Annotated in this window: 11 protein-coding genes; 7 read left to right on the top strand and 4 right to left on the bottom strand. The window is 53.0% G+C overall.

All coding sequences use genetic code 11. The features are described from left to right. Positions 1-90 precede the first annotated feature (90 nt). Positions 91-651 (bottom strand): RNA polymerase sigma factor, encoded by a 561-nt coding sequence (locus HMPREF0645_RS11985; RefSeq protein ID WP_044123659.1) that lies wholly within the window; start codon positions 649-651, stop codon positions 91-93. Positions 652-1,345: 694 nt separating this feature from the next. On the opposite strand from HMPREF0645_RS11985, the gene HMPREF0645_RS11980 reads away from it, so the two are divergent. The 4 genes from HMPREF0645_RS11980 to HMPREF0645_RS11965 all read left to right on the top strand — a co-directional run bounded on the left by HMPREF0645_RS11980 (position 1,346) and on the right by HMPREF0645_RS11965 (position 6,309). After that, on the top strand, positions 1,346-1,660 hold the full coding sequence (locus tag HMPREF0645_RS11980) for a hypothetical protein (protein WP_007175303.1): 315 nt from the start codon (positions 1,346-1,348) through the stop codon (positions 1,658-1,660). 171 nt (positions 1,661-1,831) lie between these two features. Continuing rightward, the gene (locus tag HMPREF0645_RS11975) at positions 1,832-2,551 is read left to right on the top strand and encodes a T9SS type B sorting domain-containing protein (protein WP_044123628.1); all 720 of its coding nucleotides are present in this window, start codon (positions 1,832-1,834) and stop codon (positions 2,549-2,551) included. A gap of 107 nt (positions 2,552-2,658) precedes the next feature. Then, positions 2,659-5,574, top strand: coding sequence for an excinuclease ABC subunit UvrA (gene uvrA, locus HMPREF0645_RS11970; RefSeq protein ID WP_156777930.1), 2,916 nt, complete (start codon positions 2,659-2,661; stop codon positions 5,572-5,574). 51 nt (positions 5,575-5,625) lie between these two features. Further along, on the top strand, positions 5,626-6,309 hold the full coding sequence (locus HMPREF0645_RS11965; RefSeq protein ID WP_007175300.1) for a tetratricopeptide repeat protein: 684 nt from the start codon (positions 5,626-5,628) through the stop codon (positions 6,307-6,309). 52 nt (positions 6,310-6,361) lie between these two features. Here the strand turns inward: HMPREF0645_RS11965 and HMPREF0645_RS11960 are convergent, their stop codons facing one another. Then, positions 6,362-7,210, bottom strand: a complete 849-nt coding sequence (locus HMPREF0645_RS11960) for a DNA/RNA non-specific endonuclease (protein ID WP_007175299.1) — start codon at positions 7,208-7,210, stop codon at positions 6,362-6,364. Next, a complete protein-coding gene (locus HMPREF0645_RS11955; protein WP_007175298.1) occupies positions 7,207-8,490 on the bottom strand; it encodes a histidine-type phosphatase in 1,284 nt (427 codons plus the stop codon). The genes HMPREF0645_RS11960 and HMPREF0645_RS11955 overlap by 4 nt, the downstream gene beginning before the upstream one ends. A 1,334-nt stretch (positions 8,491-9,824) precedes the next feature. Between HMPREF0645_RS11955 and rfbA the strand changes: the two genes are divergently transcribed. The 3 genes from rfbA to HMPREF0645_RS11935 are packed head-to-tail and all read left to right on the top strand — an operon-like array spanning position 9,825 to position 13,703. Then, the gene (gene rfbA / locus HMPREF0645_RS11945; protein WP_044123656.1) at positions 9,825-10,718 is read left to right on the top strand and encodes a glucose-1-phosphate thymidylyltransferase RfbA; all 894 of its coding nucleotides are present in this window, start codon (positions 9,825-9,827) and stop codon (positions 10,716-10,718) included. Between the two features lie 17 nt (positions 10,719-10,735). Then, positions 10,736-13,261 carry an exopolysaccharide transport family protein gene (locus HMPREF0645_RS11940; RefSeq protein WP_044123627.1) on the top strand — a complete coding sequence of 842 codons (2,526 nt, stop codon included), beginning with the start codon at positions 10,736-10,738 and terminating at the stop codon, positions 13,259-13,261. Positions 13,262-13,271: 10 nt separating this feature from the next. Further along, positions 13,272-13,703 (top strand): BT0820 family HAD-type phosphatase, encoded by a 432-nt coding sequence (locus HMPREF0645_RS11935; RefSeq protein ID WP_007175294.1) that lies wholly within the window; start codon positions 13,272-13,274, stop codon positions 13,701-13,703. Positions 13,704-13,711: 8 nt separating this feature from the next. On the opposite strand, the gene HMPREF0645_RS11930 is transcribed toward HMPREF0645_RS11935, so the two are convergent. Beyond that, positions 13,712-14,605 carry an urea transporter gene (locus tag HMPREF0645_RS11930; RefSeq protein WP_007175293.1) on the bottom strand — a complete coding sequence of 298 codons (894 nt, stop codon included), beginning with the start codon at positions 14,603-14,605 and terminating at the stop codon, positions 13,712-13,714. Between the last annotated feature and the right edge of the window lie 62 nt (positions 14,606-14,667).

Below are 14,667 nucleotides of genomic sequence, written 5' to 3'. Positions count from 1 at the left end.
TCACCCGTTTGATGTCGCCAAGCAGTCCCTCGGGTGGCGTCTGGCGGTATTGATCGCCGAGTCGCCTCAGGTCTTTCATCCATTTATCGTTCATAACTTACCTCCTTGATGATTCTTGATGAGTTGTGCCAGCATGTTTTTGGCACGGTGTAGTTGCGATGCCGAACTGTCGGGCTTGATGCCGAGTAGCTGCGCAATCTCCTTGTGGCTCTTCCCCTCAAGGACATAGAGGTTGAGCACAGCGCGGTAACCGTCGGGCAGTTTCCTGATGAGGCGCACCAGCGTATCCGCTTCCAGTCCGTCGGTGTCGGGCTCTTCATCGGGCAAGTCGGGCATCATGTCCTCCGGCAGGGGGCAGGTAAGCTGCTTCTGACGGCGCAAAGCTTGCAGGCTTTCGTTCACCATGATCCGGCTTGCCCATGCGCGCAGCGACCCCTTCCCACGGTATTCGAACCGGTCTATCTGTGTGAAAATCTTGATGAATCCTTCTTGCAACACATCCTTTAGGTCGTCATCGTTGCGGATATATCGTGCGCAAACTCCCGTGAGATAACTGGCATAGTCGGCATACAGCATCTCCATCGCCAAGGCATTACCCTGTCGGAACAAGCTGACAATCCTTTCCTCCCTGTCTGCTGGTACGTGTCTCATCAGATGATACTTCTGTCCATTAAACGCAAACATGCTGAAAACCTTGCATGCCCACCCCCGCAAATTTTCCATCATGTAAATATCCACGGGTACCTTGAAGGTCTCGTCATTGTTCGACAAAGTTAAAGACAAAACTGAAAAGAAGCAATAGCCCAACCCTAAAGATGCCATATGCGCGTATCATCCGCAAGCCTTGCGTGTTGGTATTTTTATTGACAAAAGCCCTCGAATGCTTCGCGTATTTGAAAATAAAAAGGCGGTCGCCCAAAATACGTCCAAAATACGGTGGTTTTTAATTCGTTGACAGTCAAAGGTTTAGCAAAAAGGCGTTTCTGGTGCCATTGAGATCGCCCGCGATGGCATATCGAATCGCATTGCGGTTAGGCTCGAATCGCCAGACGGATGAGGCTTACTCATGGTGCCGTTGGGCTGTAGTCGCGCTGCCATCAGGGCTTAACGGCAGGACGACGAAATTTTTGAGACCTTCGCTGCGCAATTTTGGGCAATGATGCGCAGAAATTTACGCCTGAAAGACGACTTCTGCGCGCTAGAATGAGCAGAACGGAGACCCCGTTTTAAGACAAAAAAATCTGACATCAAAACTTCATGAATATTTCATGGCAAAAGAAGAGCGCATGATGAAAATAATCACTAACTTTGCAGCGACAAAATTAGGATTTGTTGGTTATAAAAAATGAAGAGAGATTTGAGCATTCTCCTGGCCGAGGTTGGCAGGAGAATGAAGCAGGAGCCGCAACAGCTGTCTGCTGATTTGGATCAGGTTTCTGTGGCACTGTCCAGACACCATATCAACCTGAGCAAAGCCTCGCTCAGAAGGTTGTGGGATGTCTTGGCGGGCAGGCGCAAACCGTCGGCTAGCACCCTGAACAGGCTGGCACTCTTTGCCGGGTTTCAGGATTGGCATGATCTCCGCAGCGCCCTTCGTGGCGACGTAGATGCTTCGGTGAACTACGAGCAGGAGCAGAACTGCGACAAGCAGCACAGCTGACAAGCGCTCATGGGAGCATTTCGCCCGACGACTTCTGTATGATTTGTAATCAGTTGGGCTGCCGAAACTTGCCGTCAGCTCGGTTGGGGTGCTAATAATAACTTTTAACTCCCGGGGCACACCTTTTTCGTGCAAAAAGCGTTATCTTTGCATAATCAACTTTTTGCAAAGATGAAAATCAGGCTTTCCCTTTTTACGATACTCTTGGTGCTCTCGTCGGTAGCGGCGAGGGGACAAGGCGCGTTGCCCATCATCTCGCCCACGGCCACCTACACCGACAGCGAGGGCAACGAGCTGAGCGAAACAGCCATATCCGAGTCGGCGCCGCTCACCGTGACCTTCAAGGCCAATGCCGAAAACACGGGCGGATGGGCGGCTCACTACGAATGGCACTTCTACGAGGAGGGGAAGCGCGACCAGGTGTATCTCAAGCGATACGAGGAGAACACAACCTACACCTTCACCAAGGCCGGGGCACACAGCGTGGAACTGTGGGCCATCTTCACCCAGGGCGCCGACAGTGTGGCCTACACGGATGAATACTGGCGTTCGGAGGGCTCGCCGCTCACGGTGACCATATCCGAGAGCAAGCTCGACATGCCCAATGCGTTCTCGCCCAACGGCGATGGTATCAACGATATCTACAAGGCCAAGGAAGGCTACCGCAGCATTGTGGAGTTTGAAGCCACAATCTTCAACCGCTGGGGACAGAAACTGTATTCGTGGACCGACCCCGCAGGCGGATGGGACGGCAAATACAAAGGCAAGGACGTGAAACAAGGTGTGTATTATGTTCTGGTCAAGGCCAAAGGAGCCGACGGCCGGAAGTTCAGTATCAAGCGCGACGTCAACCTGTTGAGGGGCTTTATGGAGGGCAGCAGTCGTCCATAGCCCCTCGCAGCATGGCGAGCATCGGCTTGGGTCGGGGCGGTCAGACCCGTCAGGCCTGTCCCAACACATCCGACCAGTCCGCCAAAAACCAACAAACACAACACAATATGGCTTTAAAAGATAAGCATCAGCATAACAACCCACAAGACACTCCATCCCCACGCCCTACGAACAAGGCTGGGAGCACCCCGACATCCGCGCCCTCACGGGGGGCGGGGGAGGATGGGTCGTGGATCGATGTGCTCGGTGCGCGGGTGCATAATCTGAAGGGTATCGACGTGAGCATTCCCCGAAACTCGCTCACGGTGATTACGGGGCTGTCGGGGTCGGGCAAGTCGTCGCTGGCCTTCGACACCATTTTTGCCGAGGGACAGCGCCGCTACATCGAGACATTCTCGGCCTATGCCCGCAACTTCTTAGGCAACATGGAACGACCCGACGTGGAAAAGATTACGGGACTGAGCCCCGTGATCAGCATTGAACAGAAGACCACCAACAAGAACCCACGCTCCACGGTGGGCACAACGACCGAAATCTACGACTATCTGCGACTGCTCTATGCCCGTGCCGGTACGGCCTACAGCTACATGAGCGGTGAGAAGATGGTGAAATACACGGAGGAGAAGGTCATCGACATGATTCTCTCCGACTACGACGGTCATGCCATCTACATCCTTGCCCCGCTCGTTCGCCAGCGCAAGGGTCACTACCGCGAGCTCTTCGACAGCATGCGACGCAAGGGATATCTCTATATCCGTGTGGACGGGGAGGTGAAGGAGATTGTGCGTGGCATGAAGGTGGACCGATACAAGAACCACAACATCGAGGTGGTTATCGACAAGCTGAAGGTGCAGGGCAAGGACGACGAGCGCCTCAAGCACAGCGTACAGACAGCCATGAAGCAGGGCGACGGCGTCGTGGCGGTGATGGACAAGGAGTCGGGAGCGGTTCGCAATTTCTCCAAACGGCTCATGGACCCCGTGACGGGCCTCTCCTACGGCGAGCCGGCACCTAACATTTTCTCGTTCAACTCGCCCGAAGGGGCCTGCCCCCACTGCAAGGGGCTGGGTTATGTGAGTGTGATCGACATGAAAAAGGTGATACCCAACGACAAGCTGAGCATTCGCGAGGGAGCCATTGCACCGCTTGGGAAATACAAGAACCAGATGATTTTCTGGCAGTTGGAAGCCATTCTGAACAACTATGAATGCGACCTCAAGACTCCCTTCAAGGATATTCCCCAGGACGCTGTGGACGAAATCATGAACGGAACGCTGGAGACTGTGCGCATCCCCAAGGAGGTGGTGCACACGTCGAGCGACTACTTCGTGACGTTCGACGGGGTTGTGAAATACCTCCGTACGGTGATGGAGGCCGACGATTCCGCTGCCAGTCAGAAATGGGCAGCACAGTTTTTGGCCGATGCGGTGTGTCCGGAATGCAAGGGCATGAGGCTTAAACGCGAGTCGTTGTCATACAGAATAGGGGATGAGAACATCTCGGAGGTGTCGAATCTCGACATGACCGACCTCAGGGAGTGGCTCGCCCACGTGGAGGAACATCTTGGCAAGCAACAGCAGAAAATTGCCCATGAGATTGTGAAGGAGCTGTGCACACGCGTGGATTTCCTGCTCGAGGTGGGGCTGGACTATCTGGCTCTGAACCGCCAGTCGGGCACATTGTCGGGTGGCGAGAGCCAGCGCATCCGCCTGGCCACGCAGATCGGCTCGCAGTTGGTGAACGTGCTCTACATCCTCGACGAGCCGAGCATCGGCCTCCACCAGCGCGACAACCACCGGCTCATTAGTTCATTGAAGGAGCTGCGCGACTTGGGCAACACGGTGATCGTGGTGGAACACGACGAGGATATGATGCGGGCGGCCGACTGGATCATTGATATCGGGCCGCGAGCTGGCCGCAAAGGCGGCGAGGTGGTGTTTCAAGGCACACCCGAGGAGATGCTCAAGACGCAGACAATCACTGCGCAATACCTCAACGGGGAGCGCCAAATTGAAATTCCCGAGCACCGCAGGAAAGGCAATGGGAAGTCGATTCGGATCATCGGAGCACACGGCAACAACCTGAAGAACATCAATGTGGAGTTCCCGTTGGGTAAGCTCATCGTGGTGACGGGCGTGTCGGGATCGGGCAAGTCGACGCTTGTCAACGAAACGTTGCAGCCCATTCTCTCGCAGCATTTCTACCGATCGCTGAAGAACCCCATGCCTTACGAGAAGGCAGAGGGTATCGACAATATCGACAAAGTGGTTGATGTGGACCAGAGTCCCATTGGCCGCACACCACGTTCTAACCCTGCCACCTACACGGGTGTGTTCACCGACATCCGCAATTTGTTTGTCAATCTGCCTGAAGCCAAGATTCGAGGCTACAAGCCCGGGCGCTTCTCGTTCAACGTCAAGGGCGGTCGCTGCGAGACCTGCGGTGGCAATGGCTACAAGACTATTGAGATGAACTTCCTGCCCAACGTCATGGTGCCCTGCGAAGTGTGCCATGGCAAGCGGTACAATCGGGAGACCTTGGAGGTGAGATTCAAAGGAAAATCCATCGCTGATGTGCTCGATATGACCATCAATCAGGCCGTGGAGTTCTTTGAGAACGTGCCCACCATCCTGCCTAAGATTAAAACCCTGCAGGACGTGGGGCTGGGATACGTCAAGCTCGGACAAAGCTCGACCACGCTTTCGGGCGGTGAGAGCCAGCGCGTGAAACTGGCCACGGAGTTGGCTAAGCGTGACACGGGCAAGACACTCTACATTCTTGACGAGCCCACCACGGGGTTGCACTTCGAGGATATACGCATCTTGATGGACGTGTTACAGAAGCTTGTGGACCGAGGTAACACGGTAATCATCATCGAGCACAACCTTGACGTGATACGTTTGGCCGACCATATCATCGATATTGGGCCGTTGGGCGGGCGCGGCGGAGGCGAGGTGCTCACCACTGGAACGCCCGAGGAGGTGGCCAAAAGCAAAAAGGGATTCACGCCCAAGTATATTTAGAATCAGTATTTCGATTTCCATCAAGGCGGAAACACAGCTTCATGACATGGTATGAAAGTTCAACACATCTTGCTTAGTCTGGCTTTGGCTCTCGTGGTCTGGATGCCAACCCAAGCCCAAAACAACCACGACGCCCTGCGCGACAGTCTCGCCAAGGCTGCCGACGCACTCGCTTACCACCCCAACTCCATTGACCTGAGACTGCGCAAGGCGGCTTGGAACGTGGAGTTGGAGCAGTGGCAGTATGCCCTCGACGAATACGACAGGGTGCTTGCACAAGACCGCCGCAACGTTGCCGCACTGTTTTACCGCGCCTTTGTCAATCAACAGCTGCACCGATATAACTTTGCCCGCATCGACTATGAGCAGTTGCTGCAAATCCTTCCCGGCAACTTCGAGGCGCGGTTGGGCCTTGCCCTGCTTAACCAAAAGGACAAACACCACACCGAAGCCCTTGATGGCATCAACCAATTGGTGGTTGCTTGTCCCGACTCGGCTGTTGCGTGGGCTGCCCGTGCGGGCATGGAGGAGGAGTTGGGCATGCTCGAACCTGCCGAATATGACTATGGCAGGGCTATCGAACTCGACCCGAGCAATGGCGATTACCTGCTTGCCCGCGCCGACATTCGCATTCGCTTGGGCCGCCTTGACAAAGCCAAGCAAGACCTTGACGCCCTTGTTGCACAGGGCACACCACGGCAAGCGCTGAAAGAATGGTACGAAAAATGCAAATAGGTAGCCCTACATGTAAAAACAGGTAGGGCTATATATAAATAGGAAAGCGGCTCTACCAGTCTTCCAAACAGGCCTCGGCCTCCATCCGATTCTCTATGCTGTCGGGCAGAGCGGGAAAGAAATCCATTCCCGTGATGCGTTCCACATCGTCAACTGTGTTCATATATTCACTCTTGGAACGCCGTCCACCCACATTCTTGAAAATAAAACCGATGGCTTTCGGCGTGCCTTTCATACAGAGAATCACCTTGAAAAAGCCTGTAGGCACGGTGATGCGGCGCTGCCGGCCAATCTTTTTCCTGGATTTTTTCGACACAATCGGGCCACACACAATATAAATTTCGCCATACTCCCGAGCCCAGGCGCGACACTGAATCTCCAGATTATTCCAGTCGCCGGCGTTGAGGCTGTGCAGTTGCGGACAGATATTGGTCATCAGAAAACTCTCTTCCATCGCCTGAAAACTCCATTTGTTGTCGCCCGCCGGACACATATGCCCCCTGTCATAACCCGATCTACTGTAGTCGGAGGGTATGACCCGATAGCGCGGAGCCACATTGAAGTCCTCATGAAAGGAAACCGACTCGCGTTTCACATGGCCGTCAACCGCTTCCGCCGTCAGTCTCCAGGCCACCCAATTGGGCAGCAGAGTCTCCGTGTTGAAGGATAAGACATAGGCTTTCCGACGCAAAATTTGCTCCGGAACATGGCTCAACGGAGCGGGCAGAGCCAGCTGCACATCGACAGGTTCCGGCCGAATTTCGGGCGTATTCATGCTGTATATGCCCCGCACGATGGCCTTCTCGGCCTCGCGAACCAGTCTGTCGGAGCAGCGCTCAAATAGCGGCGAGCCGATCAAACTGCCCAATAGCAGTATCGAAACGAGGTATCGGTTTCTCATTCCTCACGGATTTTCCCCGACAAATAAGCCCTCACATCTTTCCAATGATAATAGGGCGCGCAGTCGGTAGCCACGGGCAGGGTGGCCTCGTCCTCGTTGAGCAGCACTTTTACCAGGATATCCGCATCGCGCAGGCTACCTTCGCGCGGTTTGTAGAACACCAACTGCACGTTGCAGGCCATGGGGTAGATGTTGTAGTTGTACCATCCCCGGTCGTCGAGATCCTCCAGATGGTCGATGGTTTCGCCGTATCCATTGAGATTCATGAGGCACACCAGCGGCATCACGTTCACCTCGTGGCCGTAGCGAAGCGTAGCTCCGGGGTGGGGCAAAAGTAAGCAAGTGTCGGCCGTGGTAATGATGTTCTGCAGCAGATTCGACTGCATGAACATCCCCGCCCCATTGGTTGGCTTGCTCGGTCCGTAATACATATACCAAAAAGCATTGATGCGCAGCCAGAAGTCATACACCTCGTCCTCGGTGAAAATATCCCATAACGAGAGACGATGCCGCAGTTCGGAGCTCTGCACATTGGCCGCCAGGTTCAACATTTTGTTTCCCAATACCTTGCTATCCAACGTTTTGCAATAAGCGGTATCATTGAAAAGCACCTGCATGAGGTGACTGTAGTCGGTATGGTTTGCATTGAACCGTCGCAACTCCTCCTTTGCCTCGGGCGTGTCGCGCAACTGATGGAAGGGCGATTTGGAGTCGTTCATGTAGTACATGTCGTGACGGCTCGCATCGTGACGCACATCTAATTGCGGGTTGAGCGAGATGAGTTCGTGCAGTGCATTCTCCATGGAGAGAATGCTACGGATAACCACCGTCGACCGCGCTTCTATCTTGGTCTTTCCGGCAAACACCTCAGGGAAGCGTTCAACCATGCGGCGCGCAATGTCATGATGCTGCTGCGCGCCCAGTCGTGTCAGTTCGCCGTGTCGTCCCCGTGCCTCCTCACGCAACAGTTTCACCTTGTCCAGCACCGCCTGACCCGTCGGCGTGAGCTTACCCAGCGAGTCGGCCCGCATCAACATCAGGTAAGGTTTGTCGTAATCGCCCGTTTCAATGAGATAGCGCGAGCCGTGCCGACCATAATGACTTATATAATAAGGTGTGTAGCCTTCCGGCGCAGCGGTCAATGCCTTGCGCGGTCCGGGATAGGCCACATAGTTGCTACCCGCGAGATTTGTGTTCGCCTTGATGTCCTGTCGCGACTGTTGTGCATCTACCGAAAGGGCAAAAGCAATGGTCGCCAAAAAGAATAGTGTCTTCTTCATGATTCCGTTATCGTGTTCTATTGACTGCAAAATTAGTCAAAGACGCTATACTCACCAAATATATACACACATATTTACGGACAAAGGCCCAGTCCTATCCTGCCCTTGATAGAGAAGTCCGGGCGCCAAGGGTCAGGACCAACGAACATTTGACAAAGCCCGTGCGCAGGCTCCTGCCGATAGTTGGGCGCCGTCGGAAGGTTTAAAAACAACACCGCAGATTCTTCATTTTCAAGATTCACAGTCTGTTAGGCCTCGACTGATTTGTTGAAAATTATTCTTTTTTTGAGCCGAATGTTTCCATAAATTGCCTATATTTGTGGGGTAAGAGACTATTTATTTCAAGGAGGGAGATATGGAACGTTCGAAAGCCTTTTGGTCAGCGTGCACTGTTTTTGTGCTGATTTTGCTTGCCATGCCTGCGTGGGCGCAGCTGGGAAGGGGTAGGGGGCTCAAACCCTGTTTCATGGAGACGCCTCCCTTGGCAAAACAGCAGGGTTGCTTGTTGATTTTCAGAGTCATAACTCACGTACCGCACAAGGAACAACAAGGCATGCGTCCGCTTCCGGACCGAGGCGATCTATTCGCACATCTTGGGCTGTATGCAGACCCATCCACGCTTATCCAGCACTCCGGTTTTGCGACATCCGGAATGACTAATTATATTGACAAAACCCCTCCTCAATTTCGCCGATTTGAAAAAGAGTTGACTTTCGCCCGAAATACGCGAAAAATAAGCCGGTTTGCAAACGCCTGACAGTCAGCGATTTCAAAATAACAGCCCTTTTTCTCCTGTTTTTTCGCCCGCGATTGAATATCGAATGACATGACGGAAAGGCCTCAATCTCCGCGCGATAGCGGTTCTTTCGCACTGCCACGAAAGCCTAACCGCACGATGAGAAGGCTCTCATCGCACCCGACTTACGTTTTTGGGTTCTGCAAGTCTCGGTTTTGTCGAAAAAAGATGGCGCTTTTCTCTCTGGATGACTCGAAAATTATGCTCCAAAAACGGTAATTATATTTTACTAAATTTGAAATGCCAAATATTCAATTTTCTATCCTCACAACGTCATGCCATGCATACCATCCGATCATTCCGGAGAATAGTCAAGCCTGGGACTAAAACTGGGTAACAACACCAAGATGAGCTGAAAAGCACAATAAAAATGAGATTTTCTGCCGTCAAATACCTATTATGTTAATTTAAATGTTTAACTTTGTGCGGTAAACGCGACAACATCCGTTTTAAGCCTATAGAAAGGAGCGTGCCGATGGCGCCTCTTGTCAGCATGCGGGCATGCGGGCTTATTCACATGAATCATAAAACAAAGAAAATGAAAGGAATCGTATTGGCAGGTGGATCGGGAACGCGGCTCTATCCCATCACGAAAGGCATCAGCAAGCAGCTGATTCCCATTTTTGACAAACCGATGATCTACTACCCCGTGTCTGTGTTGATGCTGGCTGGCATCCGCGACATTCTCATCATTTCCACCCCGCACGATCTGCTCGGCTTCAAGCGATTGCTGGGCGACGGGCACGAGTTTGGTGTACGCTTTGAATATGCGGAGCAACCGAGTCCCGACGGTTTGGCCCAGGCCTTCATCATCGGAGAGGAGTTTATTGGCGACGACAGTGTCTGCCTGGTGCTCGGCGATAACATTTTCCACGGAGCCGGATTCAGCCGCTTCCTGCTCGAAAGTGTGAACACAGCCGTGTACGAAGACCAGGCCACCGTGTTCGGATATTATGTGAACGACCCCGAAAGATACGGCGTGGCAGAGTTTGACAAGGACGGCAACTGCCTCAGTATCGAGGAGAAACCAGCTCATCCCAAAAGCAACTATGCCGTTGTGGGGCTGTATTTTTATCCCAACAGCGTGGTGGAGATTGCCAAGAACATCAAGCCCAGTGCCCGCGGGGAACTCGAGATTACCACTGTGAATCAGGAATATCTGGCTCGCGAAGCGCTGAAGGTGCAGACCCTGCCCCGCGGTTTTGCCTGGCTCGACACCGGCACACACGACAGTCTGTCGGAGGCCAGCACTTTTATCGAAGTTATCGAGAAGCGGCAGGGACTGAAAATTGCATGTCTGGAGGAGATTGCATTCAAGCAGGGGTGGATAGACCGCGCCCAACTGATTGAGGATGCAACCCCCATGGCCAAGAACGAATATGGCAAATATCTCCTGCAATTGGCCGAGGAGGAATCGAAGCGACAACAATAATGCATAAAACAACAACAATGGAAGAAAACAAAAACAAGGAGGTAGATTTAGCGGCAGCTCAGGAAAAAGAGAGTACGTCGTTTGACTTCGCTACCATTTACACCACACTTGTGCTGAATTGGAAATGGTTTCTGCTTTCACTGATTATCTGTTTGGGCAGTGCAGCCATATATCTCCGCTACAAAACTCCTGTTTATCAGGCTTCGGCCAAGCTTCTCATCAAGGACGGCGACCAGAACGGCCGGCGTCGTAGCATGCTCAGCTCGTCGACGCTGGGCATGATTTCCAATTCCGACGGAATAGACAACGAAATGGAAATTCTGTCTTCGCGCTCGCTGGCCGAGCAGACCGTGCGCGACCTGAAGCTCTATGTCAACTATTATTTAGTAGGTAGGGTGAAGAGTAGGCTGATTTACAAGACCCAGCCCATCACTGTAGACCTGGATCCGGCGCACCTCGAGAAACTCACCGCCCCCATAGAGCTGAGCGTTCAACGCGAAGGCAACAAATACCACATCACGGGAACCTATTATGTGCCAATCGGCGAAAACTATGCCGACGGACCATTTGCCATCGACAAAACCTTTACACAACTGCCTGCCACCATCGGTACCCGGGCGGGTATTCTGACGTTCAATCAGAACGGTATGGCACCGATGTATGACGGCGTTGAGATCGAAGTGAAGATCCAGTCGCCCCGCCAGACCGCATACAAATATGCAGGTGCGCTCGGCGTGAACCAGTTGAGCAAGAACACCTCGATTGTACAGTTGGTGCTGAACGACGAGAACTCGCAGCGGGCCGTGGACTATCTGCAACAGTTGGCCATAAGCTATAACCGCCAGGCCAACGAAGACAAGAACGAGATAGCCGTGCGCACCGAGGAATTTATCAACGGAAGGCTCGAGAAAATTAATGCCGAGCTGGGTAGTACTGAGGGTCAGCTGGAGGCATACAAGAAGAAAAACCGATTGGTTCAGCTCGACATGAGTGCCGCCCAAGCGGCCGGAAATGCCGATGCCTACGCACAGAAGTTGGCCGAAGCCAACACGCAGGTGGCGCTGGTAGATGAGATGAGGGACTACATGGACAACCCCGCCAACAAATATCAACCCATCCCTTCCAACGTGGGACTTTCGGATCCGTCTTCCGTGTCGCTCATCAACAACTACAACTCCATTGTGCAAAAGCGTAACCTGCTGCTTCAGAGCGCCAGTGAGTCATCACCATCCGTCACTCCGCTGACCACACAACTTGACGAAATGCGAGGAGCCATCCGCCGCTCGCTGAACCAGAGCCGCCGCAACATGAGCATCCAGCGCAACTCCGTACAGTCGCAGGTCTACAAGTATCAGGGACAGGTAGGGCAGTCGCCGGAGCAGGAACGTATGCTGACCCAGATTGGACGGCAGCAGGAAGTGAAGTCGGGACTTTATCTGATGTTGCTGCAGAAGCGTGAGGAGAACTCTATCTCGCTTGCTGCCACGGCCGATAAGGGAAAACTGATCGACAATCCGACCAAGGGCGGGCAGGTTACGCCCAAGAAGTCTGTCGTGCTTCTGGTCGCCCTGTTGATTGCCCTTGCTCTCCCCGCACTGATCTTGTTCCTCATCCATTTCTTCCACTACAAAATCGAGGGGCATAACGATGTGGTGCGCCTCACGAAGTTGCCTATTATCGCAGATGTGGCGGTGGCATCCGAGACGGCCAAGACCAAGGCCGATATCGTGGTGCACGAGAACAGAAACAACATGATGGAGGAGATCTTCCGCTCGCTGCGCACCAACGTCCAGTTCCTGCTGAGAGAAGACGAAAAGGTGATTATGTTCACCTCCACCACCTCAGGCGAGGGCAAGACATTCGTAGCATCCAACTTGGCGGTGTCGTTTGCCCTGCTGGGCAAGAAGGTGATCATCGTGGGTCTGGACATACGCAAGCCGCGTTTGGCCGAGCTGTTTGAGCTGACCGATAAGAACCATGGCATTACCAACCTCTTGGTCAAGGACAAACCGACCTGGCCCATGATACAGAGTCAGATCATACCTTCGGGCATCAACAACAACCTCGACCTCCTCTTGGCCGGCCCCATTCCTCCAAACCCGGCAGAGCTCGTGGCGCGGCAGAGCTTGGATGATATCTTTGCAGAACTGCGCCGAAACTACGACTACATCATCGTCGACACAGCTCCGGTGGGTCTGGTTACCGATACGCTCCGCGTGGGTAGTGTGTGCGACGCTACAGTCTATATGTGTCGGGCAGATTATACGCCCAAGGAAAGTTTCGAAATGATCAACGGCCTGGCCGCGTCCAACAAATTACCCAAGATGAGTATCGTCATCAACGGCATCGATATGTCGAAGAAGAAATACGGATACTACTATGGGTATGGCAGATACGGCAAGTACGGACGGTATGCCCGTTATGGCAAAAACGGTTCGTACGGCAGCTATGGAAGCTACGGTAGTTATGGGTCTTATGGTGGTTACGGCAATTACAGCAACAGCCACTATGGTGACAAAAACGACGATTCCATAAAAAAATAACCAATAGATAATGGCAACAATTGCAGTAGACTTCGATGGTACTGTTGTCGAACACCGTTATCCGGAAATAGGCGAAGAGCTTCCGTTTGCAACGGAAACTCTTCGCATGCTTATCAAGGATCGGCATCGCCTTATTCTATGGACGGTGCGCGAGGGAGACCTGCTCAAAGAGGCCTTGGACTGGTGCCATGAGCGTGGCGTGGACTTTTGGGCGGTCAACCGCGACTATCCGGAGGAGGTGGCCGAGAACAACAACCACTTCAGCCGTAAACTCAAGGCAGACTATTTCATCGACGACCGCGGCATCGGTGGACTGCCTGACTGGGGTCAGATCTATCAAATCATATCCCAACACAAAACCTACGCTCAAATCATTAGAGAAGGCATGGGGCACACTTCGCCCAGCGAACGGCCCCGGAAAAAGCGCTGGTGGCAGTTCTGAGGTTGGTATTACATCGCACGGCCGGCTTTGGCTTTGCTTTTACAATCTGTGAAAGTATTGTACAAGACCATTAGCCATACGGACAGCACAAACGGTGCGGTGAGCGTGACCATGCCCAATTGCATGCCAACAGATTCTAACACCACCGACAGCACCAAGGCAACCAAAGCCTTGGTGTATCTATAGGAAGTTATATTCAGGATATTCGCCACAGCCAGAACTGTCAGTATAGCGTTATAACCATACAGCCCGTCGTTTACCGAGCGGGTGCTGACAAATGGAATCCATACGACCGTCAGAGTCAGAACACCGGCCAGCAGTGCTTCCATGGCCATCTTGCGGGAGTGAACCAGAATGGCCAGGAAAAAGAAAAAGCCCGTCAGCCAACTGTTTCCCTGCAACATAATCTGTCCGAAACTCAGGGAGATTGCCTGAAGCAAAGAGAACGACTCCGCCTCTGTAACCACAGCAGTGGCCGGTTGCTGAAGTTCGGGCAGGAAATGACTCACAAGCAACATCACCCAAGTCATCATGACAAACGGAGCCGTGAGCGTGGGAAGAAGCTTCTGTTTCTCAAAGCCGCGAGCAACCAATGTGGCCGCAACCGAGGCGACAACCATGAGCAAAACCGACCAGATATTGATGGGCATGAAGCAGGGAACAGCTATGCCTACTAACGTACTGTTAAAGCCATAGAGTCCGTCTTTGATATGCTCCGAATCATATCTCAGCACAATCGCCGTCAGCGTGCCAATCGCTGTGCCCATCAAGGCAAACAAGAACATGGGCAGCGAGTTGCAGCCGATGCCTATAAGCATCAGCAATCCCGAAAGTGCATTGTTTTGAAACATCACTTGTCCCACGCCGCGGAACATGGCTCTTATGATTTCACCTGTATTCATTTCTGTTGTATTCGGTTTGAATGTCCGATGCAATCGCATCTGAACGTCATGGGTTTCGCCAC

It is taken from the genome of Hallella bergensis DSM 17361 (genome assembly GCF_000160535.1).
Classification (GTDB): Bacteria; Bacteroidota; Bacteroidia; order Bacteroidales; family Bacteroidaceae; genus Prevotella; species Prevotella bergensis.
This window is presented reverse-complemented; position numbering and strand designations above follow the sequence as displayed.